Below are 19,662 nucleotides of genomic sequence, written 5' to 3' on the forward strand. Positions count from 1 at the left end.
TAGGAATGAATCTCGATAAGGCCAGCGCTAGCTCGACTTTGGAGCCTTTGGCGCCGCCAGAGTGGCGTATAGACGTGATCCGCGAAGGTAAGCAATTCACCGCTGAGGTGAAGCGGTCAGCGGTTGTCATGTGTCGCGTGTCATTCGTTAGTCCTGAGGATGACGATGAGGCCGCGGCCAGATCCATACTTGCCGACAAGGCTCGCCGTTGGATTGACGACTTTCTACATCGGACCGGCGCTCGATAGTCTGGTCAATGTTCAAGGTCTGCTTGTGGGCGCTTCGTACTGAGCTGCCCGACGGTCAGCTACTGGCCGACTGCCGAGTTCCATTCGCTACTTGCGACCGACCGCTCACGCTGCGGGTGCCAAAGTGTTCGATTCGCTATCATGAGATCGCGCCCTATCCTCCTCGTGCGGCAGTTGCGGCGTACCCGGCGGCGTTTTACATAAATCGGATTCTGTCCTCGCAGCTTGGTTGGTGGTGTGCGCGAGTCACTCCGCGGTCTGCGGCTTTGTTAGCTCCCCACTTTTTTCAGCGTCGCTTTCGACTCGAATCCTTTGGCATTGGTGTACTTGCCGCTGATAGTTCCGTTGGGATTTAGAACATAAATGACGCTGGATTGGCCCAATTTGGCTGAAAGCTTTCCATCGGCAACTGTCCCGTTGATGCGCCGCCAGCCGGCCTTCGCGTTGGCGTATTCCCCTTGCGAATCGCCCCAGGCATAGACTGCAGTGAATCCATCCGCAGCAATGCTTTCAACGACCAGTACATGGTTTAGCCGGTCGCCGCCCCCCACCCACATGCCTGACCACTTCCCGGTGTAGCCTGCCAGCGGGGCCGGCAGGTCGGCCGCTGGCGCGACCAAAGCGATGTCATCAGGCAATATTGGTTCCGGGCCGGCCACTGCCACGGATGCCATCAGTACGAGGGGACTGATCCAGAGGAGGTTTCGCATGTCTAATCTCCTTCAACTGAAATGCTGCCAGCTTATCTGTTGCGCCGCCCTTGCCATCCACCATTTGCGGGTTGACGCGAGACGCGGACAAGCTGCTCTAACCGCTAGCAAACTCGCTGGCACTGGCCGCCGGAAAACTCGCGCGGACGGCGCCTGCGAATGCTGACCCGAATCGAGGCCCTGAATTTCCACCTCCGGTTTGGTACCGGGCCTTCTCGTCGAAGGCGTAGGGCTGCGCTCGCCCTCCTACACGCTCAAGTCGCCCATTGTGGGGATGTGGCATGTCACGCGCGGCAATAAAGTCCGGTGGCACTGCGCCAATGGGCGCTCGCGAGGTTCCCGATGCTACTGCGTCCGCTTTGCTTACTGCTGGCAAGTCTCTGCCTACTGGCCGTCCCGCTCGTTGCCACAGCGCAAGCCGACGCAGCGCCACCCGACGACGCTGTGCAATCTGGCCCGCCCGAACCCTCAGCCAAGGAACGCAGTGCCGCAGCGCAGGCAGAATTCGATGCCCGCGTTCAGGACTTGCGCCAGAAGATTGCCGCCGCGAGCGATGGCGAAGAACGGTATCAACTGCTTGACCAATTGTCGGACGCCTACTTCAAGGCAAGCCGAGTTGGCGAGGCGATGAGGGTGAGCGATGAGATCGTCAACGATGCGAAGATCGGCGCCGGCCGACGGTCCTTGCGCGCCTCTCAATTGGCGCTTAGCTGGGCGATTTCAGGCGACTTCGCCAGATCGCAACGATATCTCGCTAGCGCCAAGTCGCTTGCACGCGATGCAACACCCGCAGAACTCGAATCTCTGCCACGGGAGCCCGGTTATGCCTTCCTGCGCGCCGAAGCCGAAATCGCGCGCCGCGCCCAAAACCGTCACGAGTATGCGCTGAGCAAGATACGTGAGCTGTCCAATCTGGCGCGGCGCAACCTCAACGACCCCGGCTTGAGCGGGAAGCGCCACCAGGCTGCCACCAATGAACTGCTCGACAACGTGCAAATGCAAGTGAGGCTCCTGGTCATGAACAATCGCCGCCAGGAAGCGATGAGCTATGTCTCGGAAATTCAACTGGTCATCAAGTCAGGCCGGGAACTCAAGGCGACGCCGGTGCAGGCTGCGTCAATCAACGTGGCTGAGGCGATCGCGCTGTCGTCACAGGATGACTACGATGCAGCGCTCGCAGCGATAAACACGGCGTTGGCGACTTTTCAAGGCCTGCAACTTCCGGAGTTCGACGGTCGTGTCAATGAAGCACGGCGCATGCGACTCATGGTGGCGCTGTCTCTGGGCAAGATCCGCGACTACGCCAACGACGCCGAAGCTTGGATGCGCGCGCGAGGCGTCAACCCGGTCATCGCAGGAAGCGTCTCGATGGGGGAATCGGACTCGCTGGCCTTGGCGACGCGGGGACAGTGGAGCGATGCGATCCTTCGTGTCGATGGATCGATTGCAAATCAGGTCCGACATCAGGGGACAGAAAGCCCGTTCACCAAATATCTGACGGCAATGCGGATGCTCTACAGGCTGAACGATTCGGCCAAGCCGGCGACGCAGTCAGACATAGAGCGCTATGTGGCCAACTTAGCCAACGATGACCCCGACTGGGCTGACGGCAGCTTCCGGGGCGCCTATGTCGAGGACGGTGCGCTTTCGACGTCACTGGGTACGCTGGTTCCAGCGGGTACGCCGGTCTCGGATAGTGCCGCGGCACTGGCGTTTCGCATCTCCGAACTCCTGCGCAGCAATTCGTCGCAAGGGGCGCTCGCTGACGGTGCCGCGCGCCTGGCCGCGGGCAATCCGGCGCTGCGCAGTCTCGTCGAGCAAGAGCAACTGCTTCGCTTCGAGCGCAACGCCAGCCGTCAGCAGTTCGCGCGGGAGGCCGATCGCGCCGACCGAATTGCAAAGAATCCGCCGGCCGACCCGATGGTGGCCGAGCGCAGCGCCAAAGCGCAGGCTATCGAGGTGGCAGAGAAGGCCAAGACGCTGGAGGCCAGCAACGAAAGGCTCAAGCAGTTGCGTCGCCAGATCTCCGCTCAATTCCCTGTCTACCGGGAGCTGGTCAGCCCGAACATTCCGAGCGCCGCGAAGCTGGGCTCGGTGCTGCGACCGGGCGAGGTCTATGTGAATCTGTATTCGGCGGCCAATGCAGGCTTTGCTTTCATCGTGCAGCCAGGGGGCAAGCTCGTGGCCATGCGCCTGGACATCACGCGCGAGCGCACCCGAAATCTGATCGCCGCGCTGCGCAAACCCTTCGACGCCGCTTCGCCGCCGGAGCAGGAAGGCGACGCGGGCGGCTTCGACCTTGCGGCAAGTCATGCGCTGTATGCCGCCTGGCTTGCGCCGCTGAAGGACCATTTGCAGGGCGCAAAGATCATCTACATCTCGGCGGGGGGACCCCTCAGCAGCTTGCCCTGGAACGCGCTCGTCACCGCGCCAGCCGCCTCGCTGGCCGACGCTTCTTGGTGGGTGGCCCAGGTAGCGCCGATGCAGATGCCGAGCGCATCGTCGCTCGTGCTCGCGCGCACGCTGCCACGCCGCGAGGCGACGCGACCGTTCGTGGCTTTCGCGGATCCGAGCTTCAATGGCCGTGAACGCTCTGCCGCCAAGGCCTCGAAGCGCAGTGTGCGCGAGTCGCCATTCGCCTCCGACGTCACGCCGCAGACCATCGACTACCGCAGGCTGCAACGGCTGCCCGAGACGCTGGACGAGGTCAATGCCATCGGTGCTGCGTTGAATGCGGGCGACGGCAGCATACTGACAGGCACTGCGGCATCTCGAACACGGGTGATGAAGGAAGACATATCGGATGTTCGTGTCGTCGCGTTCGCAACCCACGGGCTGCTACCAGGCGAGCTGCCGGGCATGCCGTATGCGGGGCTGGCGCTGGCCTACGAAGGGCAAGGCCTGAAGGACTCTGTGCTTACCATCGACGATGTCGTCGGCCTGCGCCTGAACGCCGATTGGGTGGTGCTCTCAGCCTGCAACACAGGCTTTGCCAATGGCTGGGGCGGCGACTCGATGTCCGCGCTGTCACGCGGCTTCTTCGCGGCCGGCACTCGCACCGTGCTGGCTACCCAATGGGCGGTCGAATCGCAATCGGCGAGCGAGCTAACCGTGGGCGTGTTCAAGGCGCTTGCCGCGGACACGAGCCTCTCGAAGGCCGATGCGTTGGTGCGAACGCAGCGCGACATGATTGAAGGCAAGTACGGCGCACTCTATCGACATCCGTATTTTTGGGCACCCTACTCCGCTGCCGGAGACGCTGCACGTCCTTGACCCTGCCAGCGAACTCACGTTGTAAGGCTGACTTCGGTCGTCCCAGTACGAACGAGTTAGGTATCAACGACCAGTCCACGGGTTCTGCAGATTGAAGACACGTGCATGTGCGCATCGCAGCGGAGCCGGTGCCGCTTTTCTAGGACCTGGTGAATCGGCTAGACGCTGCCGCTAGGCTGCGCAGTGCCGTCGTGCATTCGACTGGAATCACATCGACTCCGCAGTCAACACCTACTCCAGCCTGAACGTCAGACGCGGCGACCTGAAGCAGGAGTTTGTGCACTTGAATCTTGAGTCTTCGGATCAGGTCGCGCATCAGCGCCGCTGATCTACGCCTTCAGACGCTGCAAGATGGCCGGCCCGCCGCGGGCTTATGAGGGATAGCGAAGCCTTCAGCGCCTCGCGCAGAGGGTCGTAGACTATAACGTTAGGGCGATCGCTTGGAAAGCGGAAGCCCCATTGCGTGATTTGCCGCTGCACGATGAGAAGCTTGTCGCCCTGACGCTCCAGATGCCGCACGAGCGCCACCGCCGCGGCGCTGCTGGGTGCCTGGCGGATGAGTTTGTGGTGGCCGAATTCTCGAGACCGGTACGGCACGAGCTGCAGGACGGCCACACGCCGTGAGATGTCCGCGTAGGCCTCGTCGAGCGAAATGGCGCGATGTTTGGCTAGCGCGTTGGCAATTCCCGCCAGCTTGCCGCCGCCACGCCAATAACTGGCACCCGGGTGACTGCGTAGTGAAGGATTGATGTCGTAAAAGAAGCAATCCGCCGGCGCGTGCCGCTGCGAGATGTTGGCGCGCTGTGCCGCGTCGAGCTGCTTGGCCTCCTCGGGGTACTGCGCGGCCCACGCATCCTGTTGCGCCTGATCGTAGTTCGGCTTGAGCGCGAGGATGACGACCTCGGCTCTCTTCAGGTTGCCATTGACCGGAATGGGCAGTTCGCGCCTTGACGTCCGATGGCGCTATGGCGGCAGCCACCTTCACACCATCGCGCGTGTTCTTGAGCGCCTGTGCCGCCTGGACCAATGCGTCCAGCATGGCGGCGCCCGTCGAATCCAGATGCGGAAAGTCCTCGAAGGTCTTTCCTGCTGCCAGATGCCGACGACTTCACGCCTGCCGAGATGGACCGCCTGGGTCACGGGCGCCATCCGCAACGCGAGCGCCATTGACCGCAACGGATCGACGCCGCAAGTACCCGCGGGCTTGCCGTAGCCGACAAAGGCCACAGGCTTGCCGGCGAGATCGGCGTGCACGCAGCCTGCGTCGGTGATGGCACCCGCACCGCGCTTGGGGCCTTCCTCGGACGCCACGACGATGAAGCCGTCGAGACGGTCGAGCGCGGCCGCCCAGCACCGGCCGACAGGACTCTCATCTGGACACGACGCAGCAAGCACCGACGCACCGAAAAACGGCAACGGATAGCCGCCGAGGTCGATCAGCTCGATTCGCATGTCGGACCGCTGCTCGGCCATGCGGTAGATCCAGTGCGCCGGCACTTCGCCGAAGCGCCCACCCTGGCAAGAGGAGCTCACGATGACGCCGATCAGGGGATTGTTCATGAGGGTCTTTCAACAGATCACTGTGCAGTCAGCGCGCATCGACGCGTCGCCATGCACCGATCAAACCAGAGCCTTCGCGGCGTATCCATTGGACGTTGGTGTCGGCCACACCTTCGTATCACGCGTCCGGGATCGAGCCAGCGTGAAAAGTAGTGTGTGGCCTTCGTCGAGCAGATACACGCGCGTACAAACGGAACGCCTGCTGCATGGCCAGCGCCTGAAGATGCGGTCGTTTCAGAACCGTTCGCATCCGACCAGGAACTCACCATGACAATTCGCGCCAACGCCCTCTTCGTCGCCGTGGCCCTCGCCGCCTCGCTGGCCGCCCTCTCCCTGGCGGCCCTGCCGCGCGGTGGCAACACGCCCGTGGCCGAGCAACAGCAAGCCCCCGCACTGGAGGGCATCGGCACCTGGCTCAACTCGCCGCCGCTCAAGCTCGACGAACTGCGCGGCAAGGTGGTGCTCGTCGACTTCTGGACCTACACCTGCATCAACTGCCTGAACCACCTGCCTTCCATCAAGGACTGGCATGCCAAGTACAAGGACCAGGGGCTTGTCGTGATCGGCGTCCACACGCCGGAGTTCGCCTACGAGAAGTCGACGAAGAACGTGAAGGCCGCCATCGAGAAGCTCGAGATCAAGCATGCCGTGGCGCAAGACAACGACTACGCCACCTGGAAGGCTTTCGGCAACCAGTACTGGCCCGCGGTATACCTGATCGACAAGCAGGGTCGCATCGTCTATTCGCACTTCGGCGAAGGCAGCTATGGGACCACCGAGAAGAAGATCCAGGCGCTGCTGGCAGAACCCGCCCTGGCCTGATCCTGAGCGCGCTGAGAAGCCTCTGGTTCGCGCTGCTGTTCCTGGCCGGGGGACTCTCGCACGAGCTGCGGAGACCCGCCGGCTGCCACTGCATCTCATCGAGCCCCGCAGCAGTCGTGAAGCGACGCCGCGGCCCCGCTCAGTCGCGGGCTTCGACCGTGGAGGCGAAGACATAGCCTTCGCTGCGCACCGTCTTGATGTAGCGAGGCTCGCGCGCATCGTCGCGCAGGCGTTGCCGCAGGCGGCTCACGAGCAGGTCGATCGACCGCTCGAACAGTTCCGCCTCGCGGCCCTGCGTGAGGTTGAGTAACTGGTCGCGGCTGAGCACCACATTGGGATGATCGAGGAAGGTGCGCAGCAGCCTGTACTCCGCGCCGCTGAGCGCGACCATCGTCCCGGTGTCGTCGAGCAGGTGGCGCGCGGAGGTGTCCACCCGCCAGGGTCCGAAGCCCAGCACCTGTGCCGACTCGGTCGATTGCATGTTGGGCGGCAACATGCGCGTGCGGCGCATCACGGCCCGGATGCGTGCGAGCAGTTCCCTTGCCGAGAAGGGCTTGGCCAGGTAGTCGTCGGCGCCCATTTCCAGGCCCAGGATGCGGTCGGCCTCCTCGCTGCGCGCCGTCAGCATCAGGATAGGGGTCGACTTGTACTTGCCGGTGCGCAGGTCGCGGCACAGGGTGAGCCCATCTTCGCCAGGCAGCATCAGGTCCAGGATGATGAGGTCGAACGGGCCCGACGACTCGAGCGCCGCGCGCATGTGCCGGCCGGTCGGCACCGAGAGTGTGCAAAAGTGTGGGAGGCTGATTCCGAAGGTCAAGCACTGAACTCCCCTGGAAACCGCCGCCGTTACGGCGGATGGCACGACAGTCGAATGCCCGTCCTCGACGCCTTGGCCAACTTCGCCAGTCGACCTGGCGACAGCTCGCCGTTGAGAACAGCGACGCGTACCTGCGCCAGGCAATGGGCCCCTTCGTCGGTCCATCGCATTTGCTGCTTCTTCGCCATCCGATTGCTCACCACCAGGTTCACTGCCGACTCTGCGATGCTGCTGCTGATAGCCAAGCCCCTTCTGTGACGCGCCGCGTAATTCACCAGCGTGCCGGCGTTGTTCTTGATGTAGCCAGACACACGCTGGAGATTCCACCAGAGCGTCGAGTATTCATAGCCCGCCCTGGCCAGCAACGCGTCATCGAGCGCCTTGATGCGCGCCACGGACTTGCCGCCCTTGCCGTGCCAGACGAACCATGGTTTTGTCGCAATAGCGGCGTCGGCTTGAGTCAAGGTCGAGGTCTGGAGAGCGATCAAATGGCCAGCGAGTAGAACTGATCAGCGGCGGACGCAGCTCGGTCTGCGGGGCAGCTGAGCTGCCCCTTCTTGATCATGTGCATGATCTCGATGCCCGCAATGAGGATGCTCGCGCAGCGGAAGGACTTGAATCCCAGCATGGGGCGCACGATGCGCTTGATCGCCCGGTGATCTTGCTCAACGATGTTGTTGAGATACTTCGATTGGCGCAGCTCGATGTCGGCGCCCGAGTCGGCACGCATGCTTTCGATAGCCGAGGTGTTGGCGCCGCTCCTGTCGATCGTGATCTTCTCGGGGACACCGTGCAGTTCGATGGCGCGTTCAAAAAATCGTCGCGCTGCAGCATGGTCCCGATGAGCACGAAGCAGGAAGTCGATGGTGTCGCCGTCTCTGTCGACCGCGCGGTACAGGTACTTCCACTGGCCAGCGACCTTGATGTAGGTCTCATCCATTCGCCAACTTGAGCCCACTGCGCGCTTGCGCCGGCGAAATACTGCGGCCAGGATCGGCAGGATCTTGATTGACCACCGGTGCACAGTGGCGTGATCGACGAAGACGCCGCGCTCGGCCATCATCTCTTCGATGTGCCGCAGGCTCAGCGGGTAGGCCGCGTACCAGCGCACGCAGATCAGCATCACCTCCAATGGGTAGTGCATCCGCTTGAGCACCTTGCCCAGCGCATTGATCATCAATTTCTTCTCAGCCTGCATCGCCTCAGGGTAACAGCGCGGGTCTATTGCGACAGAACCAACTTATGCACAGCCGACCAACGAAAAGTCGGCTTCCACCCCCTGGTCAAAATTCGATCGGCGCGGGTGGTCAATATCGAATCGGCGCCGACATCACGGGTTCAGCTGGATACGCGAATGGCAGTTTTGGAGGCTTCATCCGACTCATCCGTCGTTTCGATTTGAATAAGTGAAAAGGCCGGGTGTGCGAGCTACCTTCGCTGAAGAACCCCACTGCGCCAAGAGGCGGACTGTCGCAATAGGAAAGATGTGGCGAACGAAGATCAACTTCCCGCAAGTATGGTGAGTGGCTTTTGTCTGACACCATCTGAATACGAAACAATACAAAGGGTTTCTTTGAGTAGCTCGCAGCCAAGCCCGCAAGGTCGCAATGCAATGGGACCTTGCTGCATGCCGTTGGTGTCCACGTGACACCTTGCTCGATCAGATCCCCTTGGCGTTTGCGCGCCAGTGCCACCACGTTGGACACGAGTGCAGGCTTCCCATCGAAAGATTTGGGTATCGGCATCAGGTGAAGCCATTCGTGCTGCATCATCTGGGCCCCGCTGAACTGGCCTTGGTCGGGATTGCGCACCTCGTCCCACACCGCACGACACCGGTCGTCAAGGCACGCGCTGAGTTCGGCGAACGAACCAAAGCGCGGCTTGCCAGCCTCGCTCCATTCGCGACGCCGGTCATATGAGATGGCTTCGAAGGTCGCAAGATCGCTCACGCGGGTAGAGGATTGAATGCTCAAGCTGCCTCAAACTCTCGCGGGCTCGCCGCACCAGATTGACCGCGCTTGCAATCGATCACCAGCCGTCGTGCCAGGCGTTTACATGAACTCGTTGCTATACGAACCGACATGGAACGCACTTGACGAAGACAGGCTGAAATGCTATTGGATCTCTTTATCGTTGCATCCCGCCCAGAGAGGCCAGCACTGACTCAAGACAGGGCTATTGTTGGTTTTGAATTTCGTCGACATTTCCAATCTAAATGCATTGCATTGCGAAAGCGCCTCTTTAGTCGCGTCGTCAATCACAGTTTCAGCGAGGCCTCGGAAATAGTTGTTCCATTCCGTTCCATTGCTTCGCGTAACATAGCTTGCGACTGCGAGGCAGATTTTTTTATCGTTCGCAATGGTCCAGCGCTTGTTACATTTGCGAGCCTCACAAGCTTCCTTGGCACGACTTTCAGCATTTGAAACAGAGTTTCCACTTCTAACCGCAAAAGTATTGTCCGCGGTAAAGACACTCAAATAAGCGAGGGGTGCGGCAAGAGCCCCCGTAGCGCTCGCCGCATGATCTCTTTTTTCCGCGCTCCTACGGTCGCTGGCACTGGTGCTTGCGGCCTTCCCTGGCGAACCAGTGCGCTCCCGCTCTTTGAGACGCGTTCGAGTCGTCTCGCCTGCCGGCGGACTCTCATCGGTGACACGTTCCTTTGTCGATCGTTCAGCATGCGAGCCACGCGGTTTGACGTTCTTGCGCTGAACTTCTTCTTGAGGTTCGGCCGGCGCAAGCACAAACCCTACCGGAACAAGCGGGCCGGGCTGATGACCGGCTACTGCAGGAACATTCGAGTAAACGAACGGCCAAATCACAATTAGCGGCCACCATTGACGCGGACGATGTTCACGCATGATCATCTCTTACTCCCGATACGGACTACCGATAATGCCTCAACCCAGACCGGAGTCGGCTCTTAGCCTTCATGGAAAGACGACCTTTGCGGGCGAACGCCAATTTGCCGGCATGTCAAGACAACCTTCTTAACTGCACTCAGTTTTTTCGCCGGAATCGAGCGTTTACCCAAGACGCGCGTACTTATTGCGGAATTCGTATGCATCCGTAGTTTGCATCGCGCGAGCGTCAGAATGCATCTCCAAGGCCAGAGTACTTTCGACCAGGGAGCGCAGGGGATTCGCGCCCAAGCCTAGAGGCAAGTGCTAAGTAACGGGTGCTTTCACGGTTCTGCCGGTCTTCGTCAACCTACCAGTCAGGAGACATCTATGACGCGTTCCCTTCGCTTAAACCTCATAGCCGGCTTGGGCGCCATGCTTGTCGCCGGTGGTGCAGCCGCCCAAGCTTGGCCGAACCAGCCCATCCGCCTGATCGTGCCCTTCTCGGCCGGCGGCGCCAACGACCTAATGGCGCGCTCCGCAGCTGCGGGCGCCTCCAAAACGCTGGGGCAACCGATCATCGTCGAGAACAAGCCCGGGGATGGCACCTTATTGGGTTCCGACATCGTGGCCAAAGCGCAGTCCGATGGCTACACCTTCCTCGTCAGCACTCCTGGCGTAATCTCCAACAGCATGATCAAAAAGAGCATGCCTTACAAAGACGCTGACCTCATGCCGGTCGTCATGCTAGGCCTTGCGCCCTCTGTCATCCTTGTGCCAGCCGATGCGCCTTACAAGGACCTGAAGGAGTTCGTCGCAGCCTCAAAGCGAAGCCATGATGCCTTCCAGTGGGCTACTGCGGGAACCGGGAGTACCTCACACTTCGTCGCCGGCATGCTGCAGACCAAGTACGGCGCCAAACTCGACATGGTTCCCTATAAGAGCGGTTCCGAGTCGATCACCGCGGTTCTCGGCAAGCAGGTCGAGGCCACATCGGAGGCGAGCGTCGGGGCACTGACCTACCTCAAAAGCGGTCGGCTTAAGGCTCTGGCCGACACCTGGACCGCTCGGATGGCGGTGTACCCCGAACTGTCCACCGCCTCCGAGCAGGGCTTCCCGGAAGTACGCATCGCGCATTGGGCAGGCTTGCACGCCCCCAAGGACACACCGCCCGTCATCCTCGACAAGATGGCCGCCGCCGTGGACGGCGCAATGAGGATGCCGGCCATGGCCGACCGCCTGAGAGGATTGGGCATTGAACCTATCGGAGGCACACGCGAGTCATTCGCAAAATTTCTCGAGGACGAGCGCGGTCGCCTCGGCGCCGTCGTGAAGGCCACCGGCATGAAGGACGAATGAGACGACATACCTTGCATAGCCGAAGATCGGCGAAGTTCAAGTTTCCGTGGTCAGTCGGTCCTCAATACAAGGCGCGCCTTTGCCGCCGCGACCAGCGGCTCGATTGACGAGGGCGGGAACGGCGAGACGCTGCTGACGTTGATCTCGCAAAGCACGAAGCGTTCGGGTTGATCTGCGGTCGGCTCACCAAGAATGAAATCGCAGTCCCACAGCATCGGCAATTGCGCGCGCGTCAACCCAAGGCGTTGTTGTAGTTGCGCGATCCACTGCGTTTCCAGCAGGCGCTTCAACGCCTGGAATTGCGGAGGATCGACGCCGTGATAGAGCCGTGGCCCGGGCATGGGTGCCGCTTCGCCCGTACGTGCCGGGTACAGGGCATTGATGGCTTGGTGGCCGAAGCCGGTCACGCGGTCCTCGACCAGGTAGGCACGCACCATGCCGTCGACCAGACGCGGTTGCCAGGCCTGGTCGATCATGTGCCCGCCCTCCGTAGGTTCGAAATACGGCGCCATGCGCTGGAGCAATGCTGGAAGGTCGATGCGCTCCTCGCCGCTACCGCGTTGCGCATGCCGCACATTCAGCAGCGGCGAGTCTTCGATGCGCTCGACCCGCCACACGCCTAGGCCGCTATGTCCCCGATATTGCTTGAGCACACGCGCTCCGTGGCGCAGGCGATCAGGCAGAAAGGCCGCGAGTTCGTCGAGGCCGTCGACGCGCACCGCATCGCTGCCGAAGGGCAGGTCGCGCGTTTCGACCAGCACGTCCTTGGTCCCAAGGCGCAGGATGGTGTCCGGGTGCGCGCTGACGAAGACGCCGGCCTGCGCGATTTCGCGCAAGACTTCATCGAGGCGGTCGCGGCGGCGACCGGCCTCGACCGGATTGCACCAGACGAGCACGGCGTCGACGCCCCGCAACTGCGCAGCGACCTCGTCCGCGAAATCATCGTGATAGACGGCGGGTTCGGCGGCCACGCCGGCGGCCGCGAACGCCGTGAACAGCGGCGCAAAGCGGCTCTCGGCAGGGTCGCTGCGATTGCGTGCAGCGCGATCCCCAGGGTAGAGCAAGGCTACTGAAACGGGGCGTGCGGTGGTCATGGAGCGGCCCCGTCAGCGCGTGGTGGCTCCTGCAGCGGCAAGCGCGCGGCCACTTGTTCCCAGTGCAAGTTTTTGGAGAAAGACATCGATGTACTTCGCTTCAACATCGCCGCAATCCATCTGATAGGAGTGCTCGTACATGTACATGACAAGCACTGGCGCGTTCGGGGCCGGCCCGTGGGCGTGGGCATGGTGAGCGATCCAACTCTCAAGCTGTCGGGTATGGAGGTTAAACCCTGGTACGACCCAACCCGATCCAACGTCGGGGGCGAAATGAATTCAGAGAAGCTGAGGCGAGGACGTGCATTTTGGACGCTCGGAGTTGCGCTGTTGGCGGCGTTCTGCCTCTGCATGATGGCCAGTGCCGGGCCGGAAGAAGCCACCGGCGCGTTCGATGCCAAATTAACCCGCCAGAACGAGTTTCCGCTGGACCCTTGGGCCAGAAGGTGGACGGAACCAAGCCCCGTGCAACGAAGCCCGCTTGTCCCCCTGGGATGGCCGAGCGGCTACGAGCAGTGGACGATGAAAGGTCGGTCACCTTGGACTGCAGCCTGCAACTCGAGTCGGGCGCGCCCATTGGCAAGAGAATCATTTGGCGGGTGAAGGGTCTTTCATCCATAAGGATCGGGTGTCCGCGAAATCGGGTCAACTTCAAGTCCACAGGGCCCAAAGCCGAAGTAGACGGGAACGTCTCAGTTCGGTGCAGTCGTTTAAGGTGTAGAGTAGCCTTGCAACGCGTGCAGCAGTGGAAATGAGCCAGGTCGGACGCACACAGGTTCCCTTCATTGCCCCCAGGGTCCGCTGCATCACGATTCCGTAATCGCTGCTGCTGCGCGCCGATGAGGTGATCGAGTGAGCACACGCCGAACGCTGATCTGCTCCATCGCAGTCGCGCTGCTCGCCGCAGGGCGCGCCAGCCGCGGCCAGGCGCCCGGAAAGGTCTATCGAATCGGCTGGCTCAGCAGCGGTTCATGGGCCGGCACGCAGCCGTTGGAAGTTTTCAACCAAGGCATGCTCGAACTGGGCTGGGTCGAAGGCCGGCACTACACTGTCGACAACCGCTATACCGGGGGCTACAGCGAGCGGGTGCTCGCGCTTGCCGCCGATCTGGTAAAGAGCAAATGCGATCTGCTCGTCGGTTCAGGATCGCCGCATACGGCTGCGCTAAAGAACGCGACGGCGACAATCCCCATCCTCTTCTACTATGTCGGCGACCCGGTCGGCTCGGGGTTCGTCGCGAGCTTGGCCCGGCCCGGCGGCAACGTCACTGGCCGCGGCGGACTGAGCCCCGGGGTTCATGCGAAGCAATTGGAACTGCTCAAAGAGGTAGTCCCCAAAGCGTCGCGCATCGCGAACCTGTTCAATCCAACGCTCCCGCTCCATGCGGCAATCGCTGCAGAAGTCGAACCAGCGGCGCGTGGTCTGGGCGTCACGCTGCGACCGATCGAGTTGCGTTCACCCGACGATATCGACGTCGCATTCGCGACGCTCGCACGTGAGCCAGTCGATGCGTTGCTGATCTTCGGTCAGGGATTCCTGTACCCGCACGGCGCGCGGGTTGCAAGGCTGACCGTCGAGCAGCGGCTGCCGGCGATCAATCCGTCTGTCGAGCTTGCGCGCGAAGGGGTCCTGATGTCCTACGCCTCGAACCTACTCGACGACGTGCGCCGGATGCCGTACTTCGCCGATCGCGTCCTGAAAGGCACTAAGCCTGCGGAGCTGCCGGTCGAGCAGCCGAGCAAGTTCTACCTGACGATCAACCAGAAGACGGCGAAGGCTATCGGGCTCACGATGCCGCAAGGTTGGCGCCGGTATAGATCCGCGTCTATTCGCTGGCGAGGACGCGGTTTTGTATCGGCCCTGATGGTCTTGGGTGGATGAATGGCAGATGGCCCCGCGAGGGGCCATCTGTTCGTGGGTCGGCGTGCGACGTGTTTAGAACGGTGCGTCGAGATCGAAGTGGGGTGGGACCCGATCGTGGACGAGTTGATGGCGCCACGCTCGCTGGATTTCGGAGCCGTAGGCCCGCCAGAGTTGTTCGCGCAGCAACTCAAGGCACTCAAAGACGGCGAGCGCCTGATCGGGTGACCAGTGCGACGGCAGCGCGAACGCGGCGCTCGGTCGCTTGGTGCGACTGCGCCGCGATGACGGTTTCGTCGGCGCGGGCCTGGGCATGACCTCACGCACGCGGCGTGCGTGTTGAAGCGGCTCTCGTGCCAGCCGCGGTGCGTCGAGCAGCCGCGCGTTGCGCGGCGTGTTCCTCGGCCTCCTTCTGGCGGTATGAGTCGCCCTCGATGCGCACGACCTCGGCGCGGTGCATCAGTCGGTCGACCAGAGAGACCACGCAGGCGGCGTTGGGGAAGACCTCGCCCCAGTCGGCGAATCGTCTGTTCGTCGTCACGATAGTGCTTTTGTGAAGGTAGCGACGGCTGATCAGTTCGAACAGCATGTCGGCATGACGATTGGAGTACGAGAGGTAGCCGACCTCGTCAATCAAGAGCAGATCCGGCGCGGCGTAATGTTGCAGTCGCCGGCGCAGGGCCGAGTCGCTGTCCAGCGCGGCGAGTTCGCCCAGCATCTGGCCTGCGGTGGTGAACAACGCCGTATGGCCTTGGAGCACCGCCTGGTGTGCGATGTTGAGTGCGATCATCGTCTTGCCCACCCCGTTCGTGCCGAACAGCACGACGCTGCTGGCGTCGGCCAGGAATTGCAGACTCATCAACTCCTCTATGGCGCTGCGGTCGCATTCCTTGGGCCAGCTCCAGTCGAAGTCCGCCAGCGGCTTGAAGCGGCCCAGATGTGCCTCGCGCAGACGCCGCTCCAGGCTGCGGTGAGCGCGCTCGGCGCTCTCCCAGCCCAGCCACAGGCGCACGCGCTGTTCGCTCTCGGGCTGACTCATCAACTCGTCCCAGTGGGCCAGCAGGCCGTGCAGGCGCAGTTCGGTGGCCTGCACGCGCAATTGGGCGTGGGATGCCTGCGGGGGGCCAGGATTGGTTCGTTCAGTCGACATCGGTGTCCTTGGGTCGGTCGTAGCGGCGGTCGTAGGAAGCGAGCGAACGCGTGGCCATCGGCGCGTCGCGTCGCGCCACGTGCTCGGGCAGCGCGAGCGCCAGCGCAGGAGGCCGCCCGGTGCGCTCGCGCGCGCGCTCCAGCGCCAGGCGCACGGCGTTGGGATGAGGCACCTTGCGCTGGATGGCCTCCAGGATGGCCGCCTGCAGCGACGGCGCGCCGTACTGGTCCAGCAGTCGCAGCAGCGCGGCAGTGATGCTGCCCAGGTTGTGACCACGCTCGGCGGCCATTTGCAGCAACTCGGTGCTGCCCGGGGCGACCTGGGCCAGCACGTCGCAGCCGCGGTGCGAGCGCGCATTGCGCTTGTGCTGCACCAGGGCCTCCAAGTGGGCCGGCTCCTCGATCACCCGATGTCGATCGAAGCTGCGGGGATGGTTGGCCAGTTCGATGATGCCGTCGAAGATGCGCACGCGCTGTTCATCGGCCATGACCGACAGCGTGCGTCGCACGTGGGTATGCGGCACCGTGTAGTCGTTCCAATCGAAGCGCACGTAGGGCGTCTTGGCCACCGGGACGTCCAGTCGCTGGCCCAGGGGATAGCCGGCGGCGGGCAGCCCGAGCAGGCGGGGTTGCTCGACGGCGAAGGCCTGACGCACGCTCAACGCGTCATCCTGGGGCCAGGGCCGATCAAACGCGCGGCCCTCGCACCACTGGCGCGCCTGGGCGTTCAGGTCGGCCACATCGGTGAACTCGCGCCCGGCGAAGAAGGATTTACGAATGAAATCGATTTGCCTTTCAACCCGTCCCTTCTGATTTCCTCGTGCGACCGCCACGGGACGCGGCTCGAAGCGACAGTGTTTGGCGAAGGCCAGAAATTCCGGATTGAAGCGGATCGCATCGCCCACGCGCTCGAGCACGACGCTCTTAAGATTGTCATAGAGGATCGTTCTGACGGTCCCGCCAAACGCGTCAAACGCCTCGACGTGGCCACGCAGGAAGCTGTCCATCTGGGCATTGAGGCAGAAGCGCAGGAAGACGCGCCGCGAGTAGCTCAGCACCATCACGAAGCCCATGAGCGGGCGCCGCGCACGGCCGATCTGCAGGTGATCGAAGTGGGCCCAGTCACATTACATTTGTTCGCCTGGCAACGTGCGAAGGCGCAGGTAGGCCTCGGCCGGTGGCCGGGGCCTCATCGTGCTCACCAAGTAGCGGAAGTGGCTGGCTTGCCCCGCATAGCCGCGCTCGCACACCATGTCATGCAACCGGCTGGCCGTCAGCGTCGGGTACTTCTCCAGCGTCTCGAGGATGAACGCTCGGTAGGTATCGATCAGGCTTGGGCGCAGCGGCACGCCCGGCGGGACCACGGCGCGTTCACGCAGCACACGGCGCACCGTGTCGCGGTGCACGTGCAACTGGCGCGCGATGGTCCCCACGCGCCAGTGCTCGACCGTGAACAGACGCTCGATTCGTGCGGCCAGATCAAGAGGGATGGTCATGACCGCCGCGATCTCGAACGCTGTGGGTGCGCAGGTAGCCCAGGCGCACATGGGGCCGCAACTCGTGACCGCAACGCCGGCATCCGAGGGCAGCGAATGGAACCGTGCCAGCGCTCTCCCGCGCGACAGCGTCGTGGGTCGATGGCGAATCGGTGAGGACGGTGGACTCGCAGGCACTGGGTGGGTCGCATGCCAGCAGTGAAGCATCTGCTCTCGCGTCCGGGCAACCCTGGTGCGTCACTTCTTTATCGATCGCGTCGCCCGCGCAGGCCTGACGCAGCGAGCGTTGCCGTTGTCGCCAGCACGCAGTGCGCGCGGCATGCTTGAGGCGACCGCCACGACTGCTCTGGTAGCGCTCGGCAGTCTCGCGTCGCCGCTCACGCCGACTCAGGCTCGAGCATGCTCGGCTGCAATACTGCTGACCGCGGTCGCAGTAAGAACACAACAGCACCTGGTCGCGGCAACGCGCGCACAGGAACAGGCGGGCCGTACGGTCCATGTCCATCCTCGGCGATCAGCCAAAGGTGCTGGACGGACTCGTCCCGGGGTGCAACACTGCTGCAGCACCACCTTCATCGGCACGGTGTAGGGCGCGGCGCGGTCTCCACGCTGCCAGGCATTAGTGACCGCTGCCGCACCCGCCTACTTCGGCATCGTCGACGTTGTACCGCGCAGTCCCCGCGTGTGTCACGGACGACGTGTGCAGCCAAGCCGCCTGCCCCACGGGCTGGCATTGGCGCCCGCCATCAAGACCTCAAAAGAAAAGTCGCGTTCACCTGCATGGCCGCCCTCGGGCGGCCATGCAGGTGAACACCTCATGCGCTCTCGATCAAACGTCAACGAGTCAAAGCTCGGACCACCGCCAAACTCAAAAACGGCAGCTCACCGTCAAATACAAGCGGATCTCGACCAGCATTCACAACTGAGCGACGAACCGGGCGCCCCCCCAAATTTCGATCAGGGAGGATTAACCCCCAGCACTGGTTTGCGAAGCTTTCGGAAGTGATGACAGAACTGGTTGGACCAACACCCTCAATCCTGTTTTTTGTGCCGGCTGCTCCTTCAGGCTCAAGCCGTCAATCTGCTAAGGACGGGGTGTGCGGATCTCATCGAGGCTGCGGGCATGTTTCGACGCGCCCACCGGCAAGCCGTATACATGCATGCAGACCGTTTGAAGTCACCGAAAAGAGCTTGCAAAAGGCGCGGGGATCGCGGTAGGGATGCCCGTTTCCGGGCACCCCCCGCACAGATCCGGACGTGCCCAATTCGGGCATCCGGCTCCTACCTCGGGTGCATGACGGCAAAGCGCTCGCTCGGCCAGGGATGAAGTACGCGGGGTGCGGGCAACCAGTAAGCAGCAATCTTCGCCATGCGCTCCCACGTCAGTCTGTCCTTCTGACTTCGGCGCCGAAGCGTACGCAGCCATAGGTTGGTGACGTGATAGCGGAAGGCCCCGAGCGCCCGGGTATTTGTGGGCACCGCGTGGTAAGCGAAGAGTCCCGTAACCACCGCCTTCAGCCAGCGCCCCTGTACAGGAATGGCGTCGTGCATGCGGCTACGCAACTGCCTCTTGATGTCCTGAAGCTTCGCCCTCATGCGGTCGCCCCGTGTTTTACGGTGGAGCAGGAACGCTCCACGCCGGGACTTGCCGCAGATGAACGTGAACCCCAGAAACGTGAAGGTTTCCGGTCTGCCCAGCCCGCGCTGCTGGCGCCCGATCGCCGCGCGGCGTCCGAACTCCAGCAGTCGGGTCTTATCCCCGTGTAGCTCGAGCCCAAACTGCTCGAACCGCGTTCGCATCGCATCCCAGAAGCGCCTCGCATCGGCTTCATGCTCGAAACCGGCCACGATATCGTCGGCATAGCGCACGACGATCACGTTGCCGGTGGCTTCTCGCCTCCGCCATTGGTGGGCCCAGAGGTCGAAGACGTAGTGCAGGTAGACGTTTGCGAGCAGTGGCGAGACCACTGCTCCTTGCGGAGTCCCCGTTTCACTGACGCTCCAGTTCCCCTCTTCCAGGACGCCTGCCTTGAGCCACTTGCGCACAAGGCGAATGACGCGCTCGTCGCCGATCCGGTGCTCCAAGAACCGGACGAGCCATTCCTGGCTGACCGAATCGAAGGAACACACGACACACTACCCATCTCGAAGACCTTCCGCCAGCCGTGCGCATCGTGCGCAGGGGTCATGCCTTCGAAGGGCAAGAGCTCACGGTACTCGGGCGCTGCAAGCGTGCAGGCCAGTTGCATCTGCTGCTGATCCTGCCATGCAAGTCGCGCTCACTCATTCCGGCCAGTTGGACTGACCTGCAGCTGCGCATGGGAGCTGCTGCAGCCGACCAGTCGTCCTCTGCGACGCCCGCGCTGCTGGCAACGATCAAGGACTTGTTCAACGCACGCATTGTCATCGACGCTCTGCTCGGCCGCATGGCCGGCGC

Annotated in this window: 17 protein-coding genes and 1 pseudogene; 4 read left to right on the top strand and 14 right to left on the bottom strand. The window is 62.6% G+C overall.

Going from position 1 to position 19,662, the window contains the following annotated elements:
- Nucleotides 1–517: 517 nt before the first annotated feature.
- Nucleotides 518–958, bottom strand: coding sequence for a hypothetical protein (locus tag WKW82_RS36835; protein ID WP_340348156.1), 441 nt, complete (start codon nucleotides 956–958; stop codon nucleotides 518–520).
- A 306-nt stretch (nucleotides 959–1,264) separates the two neighbouring features.
- Between WKW82_RS36835 and WKW82_RS36840 the strand changes: the two genes are divergently transcribed.
- Complete coding sequence (locus WKW82_RS36840) at nucleotides 1,265–4,231, top strand: CHAT domain-containing protein (protein WP_340348157.1); 2,967 nt, start codon at nucleotides 1,265–1,267, stop codon at nucleotides 4,229–4,231.
- A gap of 315 nt (nucleotides 4,232–4,546) precedes the next feature.
- Here WKW82_RS36840 and WKW82_RS36845 read toward each other — a convergent pair whose 3' ends face one another.
- Together WKW82_RS36845 and WKW82_RS36850 are read right to left on the bottom strand one after the other, a co-directional pair.
- The gene (locus tag WKW82_RS36845; RefSeq protein ID WP_340348158.1) at nucleotides 4,547–4,846 is read right to left on the bottom strand and encodes a hypothetical protein; all 300 of its coding nucleotides are present in this window, start codon (nucleotides 4,844–4,846) and stop codon (nucleotides 4,547–4,549) included.
- Nucleotides 4,847–5,212: 366 nt separating this feature from the next.
- On the bottom strand, nucleotides 5,213–5,791 hold the full coding sequence (locus tag WKW82_RS36850) for an NADPH-dependent FMN reductase (RefSeq protein WP_340348160.1): 579 nt from the start codon (nucleotides 5,789–5,791) through the stop codon (nucleotides 5,213–5,215).
- Between the two features lie 267 nt (nucleotides 5,792–6,058).
- On the opposite strand from WKW82_RS36850, the gene WKW82_RS36855 reads away from it, so the two are divergent.
- A complete protein-coding gene (locus WKW82_RS36855) occupies nucleotides 6,059–6,613 on the top strand; it encodes a thioredoxin family protein (RefSeq protein ID WP_340348161.1) in 555 nt (184 codons plus the stop codon).
- A 139-nt stretch (nucleotides 6,614–6,752) separates the two neighbouring features.
- Here the strand turns inward: WKW82_RS36855 and WKW82_RS36860 are convergent, their stop codons facing one another.
- From WKW82_RS36860 to WKW82_RS36880, 5 genes and pseudogenes are all read right to left on the bottom strand, one after another.
- A complete protein-coding gene (locus WKW82_RS36860; protein WP_340348162.1) occupies nucleotides 6,753–7,430 on the bottom strand; it encodes a winged helix-turn-helix domain-containing protein in 678 nt (225 codons plus the stop codon).
- Nucleotides 7,431–7,459: 29 nt separating this feature from the next.
- The gene (locus WKW82_RS36865) at nucleotides 7,460–7,894 is read right to left on the bottom strand and encodes a hypothetical protein (RefSeq protein ID WP_340348163.1); all 435 of its coding nucleotides are present in this window, start codon (nucleotides 7,892–7,894) and stop codon (nucleotides 7,460–7,462) included.
- Nucleotides 7,895–7,914: 20 nt separating this feature from the next.
- A complete protein-coding gene (locus WKW82_RS36870; protein ID WP_340348164.1) occupies nucleotides 7,915–8,607 on the bottom strand; it encodes an IS6 family transposase in 693 nt (230 codons plus the stop codon).
- Between the two features lie 496 nt (nucleotides 8,608–9,103).
- Nucleotides 9,104–9,340, bottom strand: a pseudogene (locus WKW82_RS36875) (IS21 family transposase); the annotation flags it as partial.
- A gap of 204 nt (nucleotides 9,341–9,544) precedes the next feature.
- Nucleotides 9,545–10,294: a hypothetical protein gene (locus WKW82_RS36880; protein ID WP_340348165.1), complete on the bottom strand. Its 750-nt coding sequence runs from the start codon at nucleotides 10,292–10,294 to the stop codon at nucleotides 9,545–9,547.
- Between the two features lie 363 nt (nucleotides 10,295–10,657).
- Between WKW82_RS36880 and WKW82_RS36885 the strand changes: the two genes are divergently transcribed.
- The gene (locus WKW82_RS36885) at nucleotides 10,658–11,626 is read left to right on the top strand and encodes a Bug family tripartite tricarboxylate transporter substrate binding protein (RefSeq protein ID WP_422823675.1); all 969 of its coding nucleotides are present in this window, start codon (nucleotides 10,658–10,660) and stop codon (nucleotides 11,624–11,626) included.
- 50 nt (nucleotides 11,627–11,676) lie between these two features.
- On the opposite strand, the gene WKW82_RS36890 is transcribed toward WKW82_RS36885, so the two are convergent.
- Together WKW82_RS36890 and WKW82_RS36895 are read right to left on the bottom strand one after the other, a co-directional pair.
- Complete coding sequence (locus WKW82_RS36890; protein ID WP_340348166.1) at nucleotides 11,677–12,720, bottom strand: Cj0069 family protein; 1,044 nt, start codon at nucleotides 12,718–12,720, stop codon at nucleotides 11,677–11,679.
- 12 nt (nucleotides 12,721–12,732) lie between these two features.
- Entirely contained in the window at nucleotides 12,733–12,999 is a 267-nt protein-coding gene (locus tag WKW82_RS36895) for a Fe-Mn family superoxide dismutase (RefSeq protein ID WP_340348183.1), read from the bottom strand.
- A 573-nt stretch (nucleotides 13,000–13,572) separates the two neighbouring features.
- Between WKW82_RS36895 and WKW82_RS36900 the strand changes: the two genes are divergently transcribed.
- Nucleotides 13,573–14,601: an ABC transporter substrate-binding protein gene (locus WKW82_RS36900; protein WP_340348167.1), complete on the top strand. Its 1,029-nt coding sequence runs from the start codon at nucleotides 13,573–13,575 to the stop codon at nucleotides 14,599–14,601.
- Between the two features lie 298 nt (nucleotides 14,602–14,899).
- Here WKW82_RS36900 and istB read toward each other — a convergent pair whose 3' ends face one another.
- The 4 genes from istB to WKW82_RS36920 form a co-directional block, all read right to left on the bottom strand.
- A complete protein-coding gene (gene istB / locus WKW82_RS36905) occupies nucleotides 14,900–15,730 on the bottom strand; it encodes an IS21-like element helper ATPase IstB (protein WP_340348168.1) in 831 nt (276 codons plus the stop codon).
- Nucleotides 15,720–16,802, bottom strand: a complete 1,083-nt coding sequence (locus WKW82_RS36910; RefSeq protein ID WP_340348169.1) for a Mu transposase domain-containing protein — start codon at nucleotides 16,800–16,802, stop codon at nucleotides 15,720–15,722. The genes istB and WKW82_RS36910 overlap by 11 nt, the downstream gene beginning before the upstream one ends.
- A gap of 54 nt (nucleotides 16,803–16,856) precedes the next feature.
- Complete coding sequence (locus WKW82_RS36915) at nucleotides 16,857–17,225, bottom strand: transposase (protein WP_340348170.1); 369 nt, start codon at nucleotides 17,223–17,225, stop codon at nucleotides 16,857–16,859.
- Nucleotides 17,226–18,506: 1,281 nt separating this feature from the next.
- The gene (locus tag WKW82_RS36920) at nucleotides 18,507–19,355 is read right to left on the bottom strand and encodes a reverse transcriptase domain-containing protein (protein ID WP_479694187.1); all 849 of its coding nucleotides are present in this window, start codon (nucleotides 19,353–19,355) and stop codon (nucleotides 18,507–18,509) included.
- Nucleotides 19,356–19,662 lie beyond the last annotated feature (307 nt).

The sequence above is a fragment of the Variovorax rhizosphaerae genome, from assembly GCF_037889975.1.
GTDB lineage: Bacteria > Pseudomonadota > Gammaproteobacteria > Burkholderiales > Burkholderiaceae_C > Variovorax > Variovorax rhizosphaerae.